This is a genomic window from Pseudomonas sp. FDAARGOS_380 (genome assembly GCF_002591235.1).
Classification (GTDB): domain Bacteria; phylum Pseudomonadota; class Gammaproteobacteria; order Pseudomonadales; family Pseudomonadaceae; genus Aquipseudomonas; species Aquipseudomonas salmasensis.
In genome coordinates this window covers 5,119,046-5,135,944 of record NZ_CP023969.1, presented here as the reverse complement: position 1 = coordinate 5,135,944, position 16,899 = coordinate 5,119,046, and the positions used below count along the sequence as shown (strand labels likewise).

Sequence of the window (16,899 nt, the reverse complement as noted above, 5' to 3'; positions counted from 1 at the left end):
AATTTCTTAGTTAAAACAGTGTAGGACGTTGTCGGAACATTCTTAAGGCTAACAGCTAGTTCGCTGGAGCCCGCGCAGGCGCTGGATTCTCCGGCGGGGCGGCCATGGGCGCCCTCAATGCTCTCACCTGCGCTTTTGTTGCAAGGTGCTAATGTTGACTCAAACTTGTGCTGCGCAATGGAAGACAAGCCTACAGATGTAATAGGTCGAGCAACGCTGTTTGGTAGTTGCTTGAAACTGATATTTCAACTCAGGTAGTAGAACGATGAGCACTATTCATGAACAAGCCATGAGCTATGTTTACCAGCAAGTTCTGCAACGTTTAATCGGGCACTTTACGCGCGCCGAACGAACGTCACTTCAATTGCTCGTTCACCGAATCGTGGTGGCCGCAGGCGGCATGGAACAAGTGGGCAATTACAAAGTACTGATCGCCCATGGTGGCGGCGAAGTGAGCAGCTACACCCTCGCGTTGCTGCGTGCGGCGCAACTGACCATTGCTGGCCGCTCGCCCAAGACGTTTCAGATACGGGTGGCAACATTGCGGCATGCCGGTATGACTCAGGCAACGCTCGACTCCCTGAATCAAGGCTACGCAGCGCTGTTCTTCCATGACGACCCACGGGTAGAGCTGTTGATGGTGGAAAACCATGAGGTGCTGCCGTTCAACCATCAGCGCCCGGCATCCAGTGCCGCTCGGGAAATCAGCCAGCGTAACAAGCTGATGATCGGGCACCTGACGTCCGGGGATATCCGCGCCGCCCTGTGCGACGACACGCTCCTGGCCCTGGGCGATTTCTATCAGCGGGTCGCTACCTGGAACGGCGGCGTGCATGCCCTGGTCAGCGGTGATTCAGCACGCAAGCAAAGCCAATACATCGCGTGGCTGAAAAAAAGCGCGCTGGCCACTGGCCTTACCTTTGCGCCCGCTAAGCCATCGTCGCTCAATGCATGGTTTGCACGCATGGAGGAGTGGAGTGTGGGTTGCTATCGCGACCTCTATGGCGAGCACTATGCGGGCAACGAAAGTCCGGGCCGGGGCGGGCATCGTCATTTGGCCTATATCGGCATCGCCGACCTGCTCAAAGACGCCGACGTCGGGCATGCGCCACTGCTCACTGGGTTTCTCGCCCACAAGCGGGACCCGTTTGAGTTCCATTTCAGCCATCCTGCCTATCCCAACCCATTGCTCATGGCGCATTTGCACGGCGTGCAGGCCCAGTGCCTGCGTGAGCTTTCCTACGAACATGGCGTCGCGGGGTTTGTTCGACGTGCGGCAGACTTCCTGCACCGCAGGCAAGTGCCGGTCGCGCTGATCAAAGAAGCGTCCGGGCGAGAAGGGCAGTTGCTGTCCACCGCCTACATCCAGGAGTTCTCGGGTCTGGACGACAACCAGCTGACCTGCCTGTTATTTGCACCCTTTGTTCAGCATGGCGAGCGGTTGGAGAGTTTCTTGCGTCAATGCCATCCCGGCATGCTGGTGGCGCTCCCCGAACTCCACAAGGCACTACAGGGCAAACCCGCAGCGGACATCCTGCACCAGTGGCTGGTGGATACCAGTGGGTTGCCGCTGCCGCTGTTGCAGCACCTGTATCGTAAGCGCCCGCTGTTGGAAGGACGCGGCACGCGGGCGCGCAAACGAGCTTTCGCGCGGCCCCAGGCGCGCGTCGCCCAAGTGTCGGGGCGTTAGCAACGTGTGTCCGCCAATGAGCGCCGGTGAGCAACGATGAACCTTCGGGGGGAGCGGCAAGTAGACTTTGCCTATCAGGCGGTGTACCGCTACATGATCAACCTGATCAACGAAGTCAGCCGAGAAACGCCGGTGAAACTGCCGTCCCTGCGGCAGTTATCGACGCGCATGAATGTGTCGATCTCGACGATTCAGTACGCCTATTCGTTGCTGGAAAAGGAAGGCCGAGTGTACTCGGTGGCCAAATCCGGCTACTTCGCCTGGCCCGTGGTTGCAAACGCGCCCCTTATGGCCGGTACTGATCTGCTCGAGCGTTTGTACACGGCTGCACGGCGCCCGGCGATGGTGGTACTCAGTGGTGATGAACCGGCGCTGTTGGGGTCGCTCGATGGCGCACTGCTGGCGCTGGAGCGCCAACTGGTACGCCGGTATCCCCATCACCTTCAACCCTCGCAACCCTGCGGTGTGTGGGAGTTGCGCGCCGCCTTGGCCGCCCGTTATACCTCGTCGCCCACCCGTTGCTGGCAAGCGGATGAAGTGTATGTGGGGGCCGACCTTCAAGGCGTACTGGACATCCTCATTGATGCCCTGGGCCTCAAAGGCACCGTGGTGGTGGTTGAATCGCCCTGCGATTACCTGGTGTTGCGCCTGCTACAGGCCGCTGGCGTGCGGGTTATTGAATGGCCCTGGCGTGCCGACGGCCGACCGGACCTGGCCGCATTGGAGCACTTGCTGCGCCATGAGCCGGTGCACCTTGTGCTGCTCTCATCCGTGGTCAGCATGCCCTCGGGTAACACCATGACCGAACCCGAGCGGCTGCACGTAGCGCGACTGCTCGACCAGCACGGCTGCTGGTTGCTGGAGAACGATACCTTCGGTGACCTGAGCTTTGCGCCGCCCGGGCCGGCCTTGCGCAGCCTGGTCAACCCAGAGCGGCTGATCGTGTTTTCTTCGTTCGAAAAGGTGTTGGGCCCGGAAGCCCCCTTTGGCTACTTGCTGGCGCGGCAGATGAGCAGTGAATTGCAGCGCCAATTCTTGCTGCGTTCATTTCGACTGTCCGCTATCCGACAACGCGCCATTGCCCGGCTTTATGAAAGTGGGCGGTTTGACCAGCACCTGCAGACGCTGCGTCAGCGCCTTCACGAGCAGGCCCACGCCATGAGTCACCGCTTGGATGTGCGTCTGCAAGGGCGGGTGCATTACCGCATGCCCGTGGCCGGGGCGAGTTTCTGGTTGCAGTCGACGGCGCCGGTGGACATGCGCCTGGTGTTTCAGCGCATGCTCGCCCAGCAGGTGGTGATTGCCCCGGGCGAGCTGTTCAGCCTCAGTGGTTTGCATCACCAGCATATGCGCTTGAGCCATACCTTTAGTGGCCATCCCAACCTCGACATCGCCCTGGATACGCTGGCACAGTCACTACGGCAGGCGCAGACTGGGTAGGAGCGAGCTTGCTCGCGAAAAACGTCAACGATAACGCGCGCTGCCTGAATAAACGCGGCGCCGGTGAGTTTTTCGCGAGCAAGCTCGCTCCTACAACTATCCAATGTGGGATATAGGTATCTACACAACTTTGTGGGCTGTAGCAGCAAACGGTAACCACGATGCGAAGCGAGTCGCTCTTGATCTGCTTGTGATCTTGATCTCAGGCGCCCCGTTAAACCACGCTGGCCGGAATTCGACAGGGATTTGGGGGGTAAACCGGCAGGGATGCCGGTTTAGCCGCCCCGCGCCATGGATGGCGCGTGGCGGCGGCCCCCCAAATCACTGGCGGATTACGGGCACACCGAGCCTAAGCGAGGTGCCGAGTGGTGGGGCAAGAGCGTTTTGCTTACTTTTGCGCTGTTCAAAAGTGAGCCGCCGTCAGGGCGGAACCCTAAGTGGCCGTTACCGCAGCAATGGATATATACACGGTCCAACTGTGTTGACTGTCAGGCCGTCTTCGCAGGCAAGCCAGCTCCCACATTTAGATCTCGGCGCGTCAGTTATATCAGCGCCGTCTGCAGGGCCGTCACGGGAGCAAGCTCCCTCGCCACAGGTCCAGCGTCGATACCTATGCTGCGATAGGGGCCTGACAGCCGATCAGGCTGTCAGGCCGAGTACATATCCTCACCTCAATTATCCGAAATTTCTCTTCAGGCTGTCGGATCGATACCGTCGCGCAGTAGTCCAAGTCCCAGTAAACTGTCATTTTTTCCGAATCCTTCTTTTCGAGGTTTATGCATGACTATCAGTCCTTTTGCGGGCAAACCGGCGCCAGCCCAGTTGCTGGTGGATATCCCGCGACTGGTCACGGCCTACTACACCGGCCAGCCTGATGCAGCGATCTCCACTCAGCGCGTGGCTTTTGGTACCTCCGGGCACCGTGGCAGTTCGTTCGAACTGAGTTTCAACGAGTGGCATGTGCTGGCTATCAGCCAGGCCATCTGCCTGTACCGCGAAGCGCAGGGCATTACTGGCCCATTGTTTGTCGGCCTGGATACCCATGCATTGTCGACGCCAGCCGGTGCCAGTGCGTTGGAAGTCCTGGCGGCCAACGGCGTGCACGTGATGCTGGCCGAGGGCGACGAGTACACGCCGACGCCGGCGATTTCCCACGCCATCATCTGCTACAACCGTGGCCGTACCAGCGGCCTGGCGGACGGCATTGTGATTACACCGTCCCACAACCCGCCGCAAAGTGGCGGCTACAAGTACAACCCGCCTAACGGTGGCCCGGCCGACACCCACGTCACCAAGTGGATCGAAGCCAAGGCTAACGAACTGCTCGCCAACAAGTTGGCCGGGGTCAAGCGCATCACTCACGCCCAGGCGCTCAAGGCAGACACCACCCATCGCCATGACTACCTCAACAGCTATGTGGCCGACCTGATCAATGTGATCGACATGGACGCGATCCGCAGCGCTGACCTGCGCTTGGGCGTGGATCCATTGGGCGGAGCAGGGGTGCGCTACTGGTCGGCGATTGCCGAGCATTACCGCTTGAACCTCGACGTGGTGAATACCGAGGTCGACGCAACCTTCCGCTTCATGAGCGTCGACTGGGATGGCCAGATTCGCATGGACCCGTCCTCCAGCTACGCCATGCAAAGCCTGATCGGGCTCAAGGAACGCTTCGACGTTGCCTTTGCCTGTGACCCGGACCACGACCGCCACGGCATCGTCACGCCTTCCGGTGGTTTGCTGGCGCCGAACAACTACCTGGCGGTGTCCATCGACTACCTGTTCCAGAACCGCCCGGACTGGCGTGCCGACGCGGCCGTGGGCAAGACTGTGGTCAGCAGCGGCCTGATCGACCGCGTCGCGGCGCGCATCGGTCGTCGCCTGTACGAAGTGCCGGTGGGCTTCAAGTGGTTTGCCGATGGCTTGTTCGAAGGTTCGTTGGGGTTCGGCGGCGAAGAAAGCGCCGGTGCCTCGTTCCTGCGCAAAGACGGCAGCGTGTGGAGCACCGACAAGGACGGCCTGATCCCGGCCTTGCTGGCCGCGGAAATGACCTCGCGCAAAGGCCAGGACCCGAGCCAGATCTACCGTGGCTTGACCGATGCCCTGGGTGAGCCGTTCGCCATTCGCGTGGATGCCAAGGCCACTCCAGCGCAAAAAGCCCTGCTGGGTAAACTGTCACCGGAGCAGGTCACGTCCACGCAATTGGCTGGGGAGAGCATCCAGCAGATCCTCAGCCATGCGCCGGGCAACAACCAGGCGATTGGCGGTTTGAAAGTCATGACCGAAAACGGCTGGTTTGCCGCACGGCCTTCGGGCACTGAGGACATCTACAAGATCTACGCCGAGAGCTTCATTGGCGAAGAACACCTCAAGCAACTGGTGGAAGAAGCGCAGGTGTTGGTAGACGGCGCGATCAGCCAATAACTGACACTGTATGTAGGAGCGAGCTTGCTCGCGAAAAACGTCAACGATAACGCGTGCTTCCTGAGTGAACGCGGTGCCGGTGAGTTCTTCGCGAGCAAGCTCGCTCCTACATGATCAGGCCAGATCCACCAGCACGATTTCGCTGTCCTCGATTGCGGTCACCCGCAACACTTGTTCATCCTCAACCGCCACACCGTCTCGTGCCTGTGCCCGCACACCATTGACGTCAATCACGCCCGTGGCTGGCACCAGGTAGGCACGGCGACCGCTGTCCAGCCGGTACTCCGCGCTTTCCCCGGCCTTCAGGTTCGCCGCCACCAAGCGTGCATCCGCACGAATCCGCAAGCTTTCACTGTCGCCAGCCTTGCCGCTGGCCAGCGTTACAAAGCCCTCGCGGTTGCCTTGCGGAAACGGTTTGGCGCCCCAGGACGGCGGCAAGCCCGCTTCATTGGGGATGATCCAGATCTGGAAGATCTTGGTCGGCGTGGCCTCCAGGTTGTACTCGCTGTGGGCAATGCCAGTGCCTGCACTCATTACCTGTACATCTCCGGCTTCAGTGCGGCCTCTGTTACCCAGGTTGTCGGCATGGCTGATGGCGCCTTCGCGCACATAGGTGATGATTTCCATGTCGCGGTGCGGGTGCTGGGGAAAGCCGCTGCCCGGGGCGATGATGTCGTCGTTCCACACCCGCAGGTTGCCCCAGTGCATGCGCTTGGGGTCGTGGTATTCGGCAAAGGAAAAGTGGTGATGAGCGTCAAGCCAGCCATGGTGGGCGCCGCCCAGGCTGGTGAAAGGTCGAAGTTCAAGCATGATCGTCTCCTGTTGATGGGCCCATCATCCAGCAGCGCATGATCGAGAAAAAGCGTAAAAACTGCCGAATTATTATCTATTTGTTCGATGGTTTACCCCGGTGTTCACTTTCACTTCATCGCCTAACTGCATGACAGCAAAGCATTTGGCTGGAACTGGGCGGCGTTTCCGGCGACCATGGTGGCCTGGTCAAAACAAGCTCACCGCAGGAGTCCGCGTGTCGCAACAACAGCCTGATCTACCCCCCGAACTGCGCCCCTTGGCTGAAATGCCGCTGTTGAAGCGGCTTGCCGCTCGCCTGTTCGGCCATGGGCTCACCCGTTTGCGTGCGCAGCATCGGTTTTCCTGGTTGCATGGCCAGGCCGACGGCTTTCGCAGTGGGCATGAGGCGGGCGTTGAATACGGTTATCGCGAGGGCAAGGCCGATGGCATTGAAGAGGGCCGCCAGGTCCTGCTGATTCGTGACTTTCGCCCCGATGAGCACCGTGCGCCAGGCGTAGATGACAGCCTGTTCGACGATTGGCGATTGCCGCTCACCGCAGAGGTGAAGAAACGCATGAAGGCCGATGTCGCGCGCCTGCTGCCAGCCCACGCGCAGCCAAGTGCGGCGCAATGGAAGATGATCTTCAGCGACACGCCCTCGACCTCGGTGATTGCGGGCGCAGGCGCCGGCAAGTCGACGTCCTTGGTGCTGCGCATCCTGCTGCTCTGCCATTACCTGGGCTTTGAGCTAAGTTCGATGACGGTGGTGACGTTCACTCGCGAGTCGCGCAAGGACTTCATCAGCAAGCTCATGGAGATTCTCAGCCTGTGGGGCCAACCCCTTGGCAGCAAAGAAGCCCAAGCGGTGGTGCGCACCTTTCATTCGCGCATCCTGCCGATGGTGCGCAGCCTGCCGGGCTTTGAGCGGCTGCAGGCCTTTGAGAACCTCAGTGGTGGTTTCGAAGACGCCGACACCAATGCCTTTGACCTGCGTATCAGTGACGCCCAGCGCCAGCAGATGAACGCCTGTTATCACCGCTTGTATGGCCGCCATCAGCGTTTTCGTGAGTTGATTGCGCCCTTGGCTCGCCATGGCCTGCAGCTCAAGGAGCTGGAGCGCGATCATCCGGACGTGCAAAAGCGCATGGCCGTGACTGAATTGGCGGCCAAGCGCGATGAAGAACTCTGTGATGTGATTGAAGACCTGTGGTTTCGCGCCGGCGCCTGGCCGATCAAAGGCATCGAACCCAGCCGTCAGACCTTTGAAATCAACGGCGCGCAATTTCATTGCCACGGCTATATCCCGGAGCTGGATGCCTGGGTGGTGCTGGGGTTCGATGGGCGCGAAAACCCGCAGATCAGTCGGCCGAATTCGAAACTCTCGGTGCGTGCAGAATGGGCGGTGAAGCGCACGTTGTTTCAAGCTTTCTGCAATAAGCCGCTGATATGGCTGGATAATTACGAATCTTCCAGGCGCCTTTTGAGCAGCCTGGGTGGCGATGCCACCGCCGGGCCGGGCTTTGATTACAAGGTCAAAGGCGAACTCGCTTCGGCGCCCCTGTTGGACAGTTTTGTCATGGCGGCCGGGTTTATCGAGAACCTCGGTTTGGATGTGCCTACGGCGGTTGGCCAGATGAGCTTTGCCAAGGACGACCCGGACCGGCTGTTCTTCGAGGCCTTGAGCATTTTCTGGAAGGCCCTGGAAGATCACCTGCTGGAACAGTCGCCGCCGATCATGACCTACAACCGGATGTTCTCGCTGTTTGGCGAAAACACCCCGGAGAACCTCAAGCTGCTGAGTGATCCGCTGTTGCGACCGATGTCGCACCTGATGATCGATGAATTCCAGGACGTGTCGCCGCAGATCGTGTCCTGGATCCGCGCCAGCCTGTGGGAAATCCGCAGCCGCGGGCCGGCCATGCATGTCGGGCGTGGGGCGCAACGCTCATCGTTGCTGTGCGTGGGGGATGACTGGCAATCGATCTATGGCTGGCGCGGCAGTTCGCCCAAGTACTTCATGGAGTTCAACAAGGAGTTTGTTTCGCCCAGCACTACCCGCGTGATGCTGGGGGAAAACTACCGCAGCCACCAGCACATCATCGACGCTGCTGAACATATCGTACGCAGTGCACCGGCCATTCCGGGCAAGAAGGCCAAGGCCAGTGGCGAGCCCAAGGCATTGGTGCCCGTCACGGTGTTGGAGCGTGACGACGCGGCACTGGGGCAGCGGTTGTTGGAGCATTATCAGCGGGGCGATTCGATCCTGATGCTTTATCGAAAAAGTAGCGATAAGTTATTGATTCAAGAGCATATTCAGTCTGTAGTTAATGTGGATTCTAGCTTGGCGCCTCAGGCGCGCAGGCTTAAACAGCTGACTTATCACAGTGCCAAGGGCTTGCAGGCGGATGCGGTGTTTTTGCTGGGTGATTGTCAGCATGTCACCAGTTCGCCGTACAAGAACCAGGTGTATCGCATGGCGGGTTTGGGCAAGGATGGGGACAGCGAGCCTTATGACAATGCGCAGAGAGACGAAGTGTTGCGCCTGGCCTACGTGGGGATTACCCGGGCGGTCAGCCATTGTTATTGGTATGTGGAGAAGCCGGAAGGCCAGGGTGTGAATGTGCCGAGGGCGTCTGAGCGGGTGGATGGCAGGAAGGTGTTTTTTGATGATCAGCGTTCAGTGAAGGGGGCTGGCTGACCTGCGATGGCGGCCTGCCAGCCGGAGTCCATCCACCTGACACCCCACGATCGAAAATGTGGGAGCTGGCTTGCCTGCGATGACGGCCTACCAGCCGATACCTATCTACCTGAAACCCCACGATCAAAAATGTGGGAGCGGGCTTGCTCGCGAAGGCGGCCTGGCAGTCAACACAGTGGATTGTGTGCATATCCATTGCTGCGGTAACGGCCACTTAGGGTTCCGCCCTGACGGCGGCTCACTTTTGAAAAGCGCAAAAGTAAGCAAAACGCTCTTGCCCCACCACTCGGCACCTCGCTTAGGCTCGGTGTGCCCGAACACAGTCTTGAATCCGTGGGCCGCCGCCACGCGCCATCCATGGCGCGGGGCGGCTAACCCGGCGTCCTGCCGGGTTACCCACGAATTCAAGCCTGCGTTCGGCCAGCGTGGTTTAACGGGGCGCCTGAGATCAAGATCACAAGCAGATCAAGATCAAGAGCGGCTCGCTTCGCATCGTGGTTACCGTTGGAGTGGGCCGCTACGGCCTGTTGCCCTGCCTCACGCCCGCAACGAAACCGGCGGCACAAAACTCTCCAATTCATCCTCCACGGCCTCGATGATGCGCTCCACATCAGCCGCGTTCATCACCGTGGCGCACGGGATCCCCGCGATGGCGATCAATGTCTCGCCGCTGGCCCGGTCGAACAGGCGGGCGATCATGCTGCCGGGGGCGTCCATGCTGCCCTCGAAGCCCATCGGGTGAAAATGCCAGCGCATCAGCTGGCAGGCGTTGGGGAATGTCACTTTGTTCATGTTGCCCACCTTGTTCATTGAGCGCTTCCTTTAGCTCGCGGCAGGGGCCAGGACCTTCACTGGTCATGACAGATAAGGGCTTAAAAATAGCATTCGTTCGCAACGGCAAGGTGACTTTTTTGGGCCCGTTCAGCGGTTGTTTCGCCTAATTTTGATATGGATCATGTCCTACAGAGGAATAGGCAAAAGGCCATTAGTCAGGCGCTCGATTTGACTCTTGAAGAGGCGGGTAAACTTCGGCAGTCTCAAGTATTTTTTCCGCGGTAGAGCCCGATATGCCCGACATCGCTCCAGACGATGAGTATCAGAATTCCCAAGCTACCGGCGCGCTGGTGCTGCGCCATCACTTGTGCTGGCGCCATCGCGATCTGGATGGAGTGATGGCCTACTATCACCCCGACATCCAGTACCACGATTTCTTCCAGAACCGTGTGATGGGCTATGCCCAGTTGCGCGAGTACTTGCAGGCCAGCATGCCCCGTGAGGCAGACGAGGCGATTGAACACACTGATCGCATCCGCGCCGATGGCGATACGGCGTTTATCCAGTACCGCATTACCTTGCGTGGCGGCCAGGGCCTGGTGTCGTTTCGCACCAGTGAGGCCATTACCGTGCGCGACGGGTTGATCTGGCGGGTGAATGAATATGCGTCCCTGGTGCATGAGCAACCGACCCAGGCGCTGCGCCCGACGGTCATCCGCCTGGGTCTGTCGCCCCAGCAGTTGGGTTATATGGCCAATGACCTGCAACAATATTTCGAGCGTCAGCAACCGTACCTGGACCCGGAGCTGGATCTGCAGCGGGTCGCCAAGGCCTGTGGCTACAGTCGCAACCAGATGTCCTACCTGCTGAACCAAGTGCTGGGGCAGAGCTTCTATCGCTACGTGAACCAGGCGCGACTCCAGCATTTGCTGGCCGCGCTGGACTGCGCCACACCGCCCATCAAGGTGGATGATCTGGCCTTTGCCGCCGGTTTCAATTCACTTTCGGCGTTCTACAGCGCTTTTCGCCAGCACACCGGGCAATCGCCCAAGGCGTACCTCAAACAAATTTCTCTGCGTGCACGCGCGCAAGACAGTCCCTGACGCGGCGCTCTAGGATCGACCCTATCGAACCGAGGTAGGGGAACCTGGCATGCCGGCATGGCGCAGTATCAGTTTATGGATGGACCAGCTGGACGACCCGCTGGTGGCGCGGCCGTCGCTGGAGCACGACCTGGACGTCAATGTGGCGATTATCGGCGCCGGCTACACCGGCCTGTGGACCGCCTATTACCTGAAGCGCCAGGCCCCCGAGTTGAAAATTGCAATCATCGAGGCGCAAACGGCCGGTTTCGGCGCATCCGGGCGCAATGGTGGCTGGTTGATGGGCAACCTCTTGGGGGAAGACCGTCTGCTGTCAGGGCTTGCCCCCCAGCAGCGGCGCGCTTCGTTTGACCTGCTGCACGGTATTCCCGATGAAGTGGCCCAGGTGCTGGCCCGTGAAGGCATTGACTGCGATTACCGCAAAGGTGGCGCCTTGTATTGCGCCGCACGTTACCCCGAGCAGGAAGGCAGCCTGCGCCGCTATCTGGACAAGCTGTACGCCCAGGGCCTCACCGAAGACGACTACCGCTGGCTCAGCCCGCAGCAATTGGCCGAGCAGGTCCGTATTGCCAAGCCTTATGGCGGCATCTATGCCCCTCACGTCGCGACCATCAACCCGGCGAAACTGGTGCGTGGCCTGGCGCGGGCCGTTGAGAACCTGGGTGTAGCCATCTACGAGAACAGCCCCGTCACCCATTGGCAGTCCGGCAGCCTGCGCACCGGCCAGGCCAGCGTGCGCGCCGCTTGGGTAGTGCCTGCGGTCGAGGGATACGCTAATACCTTGCCGCCTTTGGGCCGCTACCAGTTACCGGTGCAGAGTTTGATCGTCGCCACCGAACCGCTGCCGGCCAGCACCTGGGCAGACATCGGGCTCAGCCAGGGCCAGGCTTTTGGCGAGAGCAGCCGACAAGTCACCTACGGCCAGCGTACGGCCGACAATCGCCTGGTGTTCGGCGCCCGTGGCGGCTATCAATTTGCCGGAAAGTTACGGCACAACTTCGACCTGACGGACAGCGAAGTGGAGTTACGTCGTTACCTGTTTGGCGAGCTCTTCCCACAGCTGAAGAAGGCCAGGATCACCCACTCCTGGGGCGGCAACCTCGGCATGTCGCGCCGTTTTCGTCCGCACATGCTCTGTGACCCTGCCACTGGCATCGCACTGTCCGGCGGTTATGGCGGGGAGGGCGTGGGTGCCACCAACCTCGGCGGCCGCACCCTGGCCGATTTGATCCTGGGGCGCGACACCTTGCTGACTCAACAACCTTGGGTCATTCGCGAAGGCGGCCTCAAAGCACTCAAACCCTGGGAGCCGGAGCCGTGCCGCTGGCTGGGCTACAACGCGATCATTCGTAGTTTTGTCCACGAAGACCAAGTCTTGGCCAACCCCAATACCCCGCCCTGGCGCCGCAAGCTGGCAACCAGCATTGCCGGTTTCATGGAAGGTTTCATGCACTAACCCATTCCACCCACAGGGGAAGCCCCATGAGCATCACCCAATTCAAAGACACGCTGAACACCCCGCTGCCGGACTCATCACCGGTGGCGGCGCCCCTGGGCGAGCCCATCGCCGTGGCCTCCACACTGAGCGTGGAGCGCAACGACGGCGTCGAGACCGGCATTTGGGCGTGTACGCCGGGGCGCTGGCGTCGGCAGATCACGTCCCAGGAGTTCTGCCATTTCATCGAAGGGCGCTGCACCTTCACGCCCGACAACGGAGAAACCCTGCACATACAAGCCGGTGACGCACTGATGTTGCCAGCCAATAGCACCGGTATCTGGGATATCCAGGAAACCGTGCGCAAGACCTACGTCCTGATTCTGTAACGCTTTGATCCTTGATCGCCTGCCATAAAAACAGCCCTAAAACCGCCAGGAAATCGAACCATGAAAGCCATTGCCCTGTTGCCCTTGATGTTGGTGGCCTCTATCAGCCAGGCCGCCGAAACCGTGAAGATCTATAACTGGTCGGACTACATCGCGCCGGACACCACCCGGAATTTCCAGAAAGACACCGGCATCGGTTTCACCTACGACGTGTACGACAGCAACGAGACCCTCGACGGCAAGCTGATGACCGGTAAATCGGGCTACGACGTGGTGTTCCCCTCCAACCATTTCATGGCGCGGCAGATCCAGGGCGGGGCCCTGAAAAAGCTCGACAAGAGCCAGTTGCCCAACTGGAAAAACCTCAACCCGGTGCTGCTCAAGGCCTTGGAAAATAACGACCCTGGCAACGCCCACGGCTTCCCGTACCTGTGGGGCAGCACCGGCATTGGCTACAACATCGACAAGGTCAAGGCGGTGCTCGGCGACAACGCCCCGGTGGATTCCTGGGACTTGATCTTCAAACCGGAAAACATGGCCAAGCTGCAAAAATGCGGGGTCGCCATCCTCGACAACGGCCCGGAACTGCTGCCGGCCGCGCTGAATTACCTGGGCTTGCCGCACCACAGCAAAAAAGCTGAGGACTACAAAAAGGCCGAAGCCCTGCTGATGAAAGTGCGACCTTACGTGGCGTATTTCCATTCCTCGAAATACACCGCTGACCTGGCCAATGGTGATATCTGTGTCGCCGTCGGTTTCTCCGGCGACATCCTGCAGGCCGAAAGCCGCGCCAAGGAAGCCAAGAACGGCGTGAATATCGGCTACAACATTCCCAAGGAAGGCGCGGCGATCTGGTTCGACATGGTGGCTATGCCCGTCGACGCCCCCAATGAAAAAGCCGGCTATGCCTTCATGAACTACCTGCTGCGCCCCGACGTGATGGCGAGTATCACCAACTACGTGCACTACGCTAACGGCAACGCGGCGGCCGACAGCCTGGTAGACCCGGCAATCAAGGCCGATACCAAGGTGTATCCAAGCACGGAAATGATGGGCAAGTTATTTGCTCTGGAAGCCATGCCGTTGAACATCGACCGGGTGCGTACTCGGGTTTGGAACACCATTCGCACGGGGCGCTGAGTAAGAGGAAAACAGTGCTGACGTAAAGAGCGATAAGTCATCGTTACTGGGTGATATAAATAATCACGTCATAGTTACGACATTTGATGTCAATTATTTGGAGTGGAAAGTGTTATTGCCTGCGTGAGAGATTTCGACCCGCAACGCGTAACACTTTCACATACACTCACTCTCTGACAGGTGACTTATATGTCCTCAATAGAAAGCCTTCCCACCGGCGGCACGTGGACCCATCCGGAAAACAGCCCGCCGACCTTGCGCGGCACAGACCAGCGTGAGCGTCTGGAAGCCAAGCGCGGCGAGCCCTCGGTGCTCATCGGTGGTGGCGGTGCCGACCAACTGGTAGGCCGGCAAGGTGAAAATACATTCAAATATGAAAAAAGCACTGACTCCCTTAGCGATGACCCCGACACGATCCTGAACTTCAACCCCAAGGAGGATGAAATCGATGTATCCGGGGTATTAAAAGACCACAACATCTCAGCCATTAATATTCAATCTGGCCCGCCCGTGGACGTGGGGGATGTGCAACTGACCCATGAGTTTGGCGTGAGCACTTTGAATATCAAGGTCAACCCTGAAGGGCCGAACTTTTCTGTACGCGTTGATGGTGTAAATTTATTGCCGCAGCATATTAATTTCTTTCATTCGGATTAAGCCTATGGATTCTCCAGGTCATGGCCCAACGACTGAATGAACAGGGAAAACAACTCGGGCTGCGACGAGATGTCCAGCTTGGCGTACAAATGCCTGCGGTGCACTTTTACCGTGTCCGGCGAGATCTTCAGGCGTTCGGCCATGGCCTTGGAGGAGAACCCACGCAACACCAGCCGGGCGATTTCCAGCTCGCGGTCCGACAGCACACCGCTGCCGAAATGACTCAGCGCATCGCGAATCTGGCTGTCCATGGCCGGTGCCCGCTGCGTGCTTTGCTGCCAATGCTGCTGCATGAGCGGCAACACCCAGGCCGACAGCGTGTTCAACAGCCCGATTTCTTCAAAGCTGAAGCGTCGCTGCATACCCAGTGATAGCGACAGCGTGCCCGCGCCGGGCAATTGCAGGATCAATTGCACTTCGTCTTCCAGCACGTTGTCGTGGAAGTAATTGAGGAAGTACTCACTTTGGCGAAAATGGTCCGGCGCCACTTCCTCCAGGCGGTATACGCCGCTGGCATAGTGCTCGCGGCACGCCTGGTAAAACGGGTCGAGCAGGTACAGGCCGTTGAGGTACACCAGCATCGACGCCGGCTTGCTGCTGGGTTGGGCGTCGTACTCTTCCAGGGCCTGGGGTGGGCCATCCAGCGGGTAGAAAATCGCCAGGGCATTATCGAAGGGCAGGCACTGGTGCAACAACAGCACCAGTTGCTTCCAGAACCGCTCGGTGCCGATCTGAGACAAGGTGCGGCCCAACCCCGCATGCATACCCACTTCCCGGAACAGGCTCATCCAACCATCCCCACCCTAAAATGATCGGCCAAGGGTTAGGCTTCTGGCGAGTACCGTCAAGGGGAGTACGCCAATAGGGGAATTGGCCGACAGGCCCGTCAGCCGATAACGTCGCCACTACTCAACGGGAAGCATATCCCGAGCAAATATCATTTTTCGTTTCTGCCTCACACCAAAAACAACGACAGAGGATAACGATATGAGTGCTACCCCCGCGCCCGATGGCGTGCTCAAGCCCACCCTGAGCGTCTTTGATGTCGTGGCCATTACCGTTTCAGCGGTAACGCCGGCCAGTTCCGTCTTTGTAATCGCCCCGTTTGCCATCCAGCAGGCGGGCAGTGGCGTGTTCCTGGCGTTTGTGATGGCGGCGCTGCTCGCGTTGATGTTCGCCTTCTGTTACGCCGAACTCGGCCGAGCCCATAACAGCGCCGGTGGCGAGTACGTGTATGCCAAGCGTGTGTTTGGTGGCATGGCCGGTTACGCCACTTTCCTGACGGTGCTGGTGATGTTGCTGTTTATCCCCCCGGTGTTGGCCACCGGTGCGGCGACTTATCTGAATAACGCCCTGGGCACCCAGTTCGACGCGCAAACGGTCGCCCTGGTGATCGTGGTGTGCAGCTACGCCCTAGGCATCCTCAATATCAAGCTCAACGCCTGGATTACCGGCACTTGCCTGCTCTTGGAAGTGGCGGCGTTGCTGGTGATTGTGGTGATCGGCTTCGGTAACCCGGTGCAGCCGGCCAGTGTGTTGTTGCAGCCGCAGATCGTCGAAAACGGCGTGTTGCACCTGGCGCCCTGGGCTTTGGTGATCGGCGCCGTCGGCATCGGCCTGTTCTCGTTCAATGGCTACGGCCCGGCGGTGTTGCTGGCCGAAGACATGAAGTGCGGCGGCAAGGGCGTGCACAAGGCGGTACTGTGGTCGTTGGGGTTGGTGGTGGTGATCGAGTTGGTGCCTATCACTGCGCTGTTGATCGGCGCGCCGTCACTGAGCGAGATGATCAGCAGCCCCGACCCGATCGGCTACCTGTTGACCAGCCATGGCAATGAAACCTTGTCGCGGCTCGTGAGCGCCGGGATTTTCCTGTCGGTGTTCAATGCCATCGTCGCCATCGTGATCCAGATTGGCCGGGTGGTGTTCAGCAGCGGTCGCGATGCGCTGTGGACGCCGAGTATCAACAAGCTGTTCACACGTATTCACCCGCGCTGGGACTCGCCGTGGCTGGCGACGCTGTTTCTGGCGATACCCTCGGCGCTGTTGAGCTTCAGCTCCAACCTGGCCGACCTGACCTCGTTCAGCGTGTTGCTGATCATGCTGGTGTACTTGGTGGTGGCGCTGAGCGCGCTGATGAGCCGGGTGCTGTTGCGTGATCGCGAGCATCCCTATCGCATGCCGTTATGGCCGCTGCCGGCATTGCTGGCGGTGCTCGGTGCCGGTTACCTGCTGGTCACCTTGATCCTGGAGGCCTCGGTACGCGACATCATGATCATCATCGGCTTGCTGGCCCTGTCGGTTATTTTGTATTGCATCAGTGGCCGGTTGAGTCCGGCGTTTCAGAAATTGTAAGGAGT

The 16,899-nt window shown here is 59.5% G+C and carries 13 protein-coding genes; 10 read left to right on the top strand and 3 right to left on the bottom strand.

The window, feature by feature from the left end; all coding sequences use genetic code 11:
- The first annotated feature begins 265 nt into the window (after window positions 1–265).
- From CRN80_RS24135 to pgm, 3 genes are all read left to right on the top strand, one after another.
- Window positions 266–1,690: a hypothetical protein gene (locus CRN80_RS24135; protein WP_169918352.1), complete on the top strand. Its 1,425-nt coding sequence runs from the start codon at window positions 266–268 to the stop codon at window positions 1,688–1,690.
- Between the two features lie 36 nt (window positions 1,691–1,726).
- Window positions 1,727–3,130 carry a PLP-dependent aminotransferase family protein gene (locus CRN80_RS24130; RefSeq protein WP_098951556.1) on the top strand — a complete coding sequence of 468 codons (1,404 nt, stop codon included), beginning with the start codon at window positions 1,727–1,729 and terminating at the stop codon, window positions 3,128–3,130.
- Window positions 3,131–3,910: 780 nt separating this feature from the next.
- Window positions 3,911–5,554, top strand: a complete 1,644-nt coding sequence (gene pgm, locus CRN80_RS24120; protein ID WP_044273695.1) for a phosphoglucomutase (alpha-D-glucose-1,6-bisphosphate-dependent) — start codon at window positions 3,911–3,913, stop codon at window positions 5,552–5,554.
- Between the two features lie 114 nt (window positions 5,555–5,668).
- Here the strand turns inward: pgm and CRN80_RS24115 are convergent, their stop codons facing one another.
- Window positions 5,669–6,364, bottom strand: a complete 696-nt coding sequence (locus CRN80_RS24115) for a pirin family protein (protein WP_098951554.1) — start codon at window positions 6,362–6,364, stop codon at window positions 5,669–5,671.
- Window positions 6,365–6,581: 217 nt separating this feature from the next.
- Between CRN80_RS24115 and CRN80_RS24110 the strand changes: the two genes are divergently transcribed.
- Window positions 6,582–9,044, top strand: a complete 2,463-nt coding sequence (locus CRN80_RS24110) for a UvrD-helicase domain-containing protein (protein WP_098951552.1) — start codon at window positions 6,582–6,584, stop codon at window positions 9,042–9,044.
- A 537-nt stretch (window positions 9,045–9,581) separates the two neighbouring features.
- Here the strand turns inward: CRN80_RS24110 and CRN80_RS24100 are convergent.
- Complete coding sequence (locus tag CRN80_RS24100; RefSeq protein WP_014718395.1) at window positions 9,582–9,854, bottom strand: DUF1652 domain-containing protein; 273 nt, start codon at window positions 9,852–9,854, stop codon at window positions 9,582–9,584.
- A 257-nt stretch (window positions 9,855–10,111) separates the two neighbouring features.
- Between CRN80_RS24100 and CRN80_RS24095 the strand changes: the two genes are divergently transcribed.
- The 5 genes from CRN80_RS24095 to CRN80_RS24075 all read left to right on the top strand — a co-directional run bounded on the left by CRN80_RS24095 (window position 10,112) and on the right by CRN80_RS24075 (window position 14,542).
- Window positions 10,112–10,921, top strand: a complete 810-nt coding sequence (locus CRN80_RS24095) for an AraC family transcriptional regulator (RefSeq protein ID WP_098951549.1) — start codon at window positions 10,112–10,114, stop codon at window positions 10,919–10,921.
- Between the two features lie 49 nt (window positions 10,922–10,970).
- Complete coding sequence (locus CRN80_RS24090; protein ID WP_098951548.1) at window positions 10,971–12,377, top strand: FAD-binding oxidoreductase; 1,407 nt, start codon at window positions 10,971–10,973, stop codon at window positions 12,375–12,377.
- A 26-nt stretch (window positions 12,378–12,403) separates the two neighbouring features.
- Window positions 12,404–12,745 (top strand): cupin domain-containing protein, encoded by a 342-nt coding sequence (locus tag CRN80_RS24085; protein ID WP_098951546.1) that lies wholly within the window; start codon window positions 12,404–12,406, stop codon window positions 12,743–12,745.
- A gap of 60 nt (window positions 12,746–12,805) precedes the next feature.
- Window positions 12,806–13,885, top strand: coding sequence for a polyamine ABC transporter substrate-binding protein (locus tag CRN80_RS24080; RefSeq protein WP_098951544.1), 1,080 nt, complete (start codon window positions 12,806–12,808; stop codon window positions 13,883–13,885).
- A 189-nt stretch (window positions 13,886–14,074) separates the two neighbouring features.
- Window positions 14,075–14,542, top strand: coding sequence for a M10 family metallopeptidase C-terminal domain-containing protein (locus CRN80_RS24075; RefSeq protein ID WP_098951542.1), 468 nt, complete (start codon window positions 14,075–14,077; stop codon window positions 14,540–14,542).
- Between the two features lie 2 nt (window positions 14,543–14,544).
- On the opposite strand, the gene CRN80_RS24070 is transcribed toward CRN80_RS24075, so the two are convergent.
- Window positions 14,545–15,330, bottom strand: a complete 786-nt coding sequence (locus CRN80_RS24070) for a helix-turn-helix transcriptional regulator (RefSeq protein ID WP_098951540.1) — start codon at window positions 15,328–15,330, stop codon at window positions 14,545–14,547.
- 199 nt (window positions 15,331–15,529) lie between these two features.
- Between CRN80_RS24070 and CRN80_RS24065 the strand changes: the two genes are divergently transcribed.
- Complete coding sequence (locus tag CRN80_RS24065) at window positions 15,530–16,894, top strand: APC family permease (RefSeq protein WP_032897426.1); 1,365 nt, start codon at window positions 15,530–15,532, stop codon at window positions 16,892–16,894.
- Window positions 16,895–16,899 lie beyond the last annotated feature (5 nt).

What these genes read in the sequence shown, in the direction of transcription:
- CRN80_RS24135 (WP_169918352.1), top strand. Translation starts at nt 266, where the DNA reads ATGAGCACTATTCATGAACAAGCCATGAGCTATGTTTACCAGCAAGTT.
- CRN80_RS24130 (WP_098951556.1), top strand. Translation starts at nt 1,727, where the DNA reads ATGAACCTTCGGGGGGAGCGGCAAGTAGACTTTGCCTATCAGGCGGTG.
- pgm (WP_044273695.1), top strand. Translation starts at nt 3,911, where the DNA reads ATGACTATCAGTCCTTTTGCGGGCAAACCGGCGCCAGCCCAGTTGCTG.
- CRN80_RS24115 (WP_098951554.1), bottom strand. Translation starts at nt 6,364, where the DNA reads ATGCTTGAACTTCGACCTTTCACCAGCCTGGGCGGCGCCCACCATGGC.
- CRN80_RS24100 (WP_014718395.1), bottom strand. Translation starts at nt 9,854, where the DNA reads ATGAACAAGGTGGGCAACATGAACAAAGTGACATTCCCCAACGCCTGC.
- CRN80_RS24095 (WP_098951549.1), top strand. Translation starts at nt 10,112, where the DNA reads ATGCCCGACATCGCTCCAGACGATGAGTATCAGAATTCCCAAGCTACC.
- CRN80_RS24090 (WP_098951548.1), top strand. Translation starts at nt 10,971, where the DNA reads ATGCCGGCATGGCGCAGTATCAGTTTATGGATGGACCAGCTGGACGAC.
- CRN80_RS24085 (WP_098951546.1), top strand. Translation starts at nt 12,404, where the DNA reads ATGAGCATCACCCAATTCAAAGACACGCTGAACACCCCGCTGCCGGAC.
- CRN80_RS24080 (WP_098951544.1), top strand. Translation starts at nt 12,806, where the DNA reads ATGAAAGCCATTGCCCTGTTGCCCTTGATGTTGGTGGCCTCTATCAGC.
- CRN80_RS24075 (WP_098951542.1), top strand. Translation starts at nt 14,075, where the DNA reads ATGTCCTCAATAGAAAGCCTTCCCACCGGCGGCACGTGGACCCATCCG.
- CRN80_RS24070 (WP_098951540.1), bottom strand. Translation starts at nt 15,330, where the DNA reads ATGAGCCTGTTCCGGGAAGTGGGTATGCATGCGGGGTTGGGCCGCACC.
- CRN80_RS24065 (WP_032897426.1), top strand. Translation starts at nt 15,530, where the DNA reads ATGAGTGCTACCCCCGCGCCCGATGGCGTGCTCAAGCCCACCCTGAGC.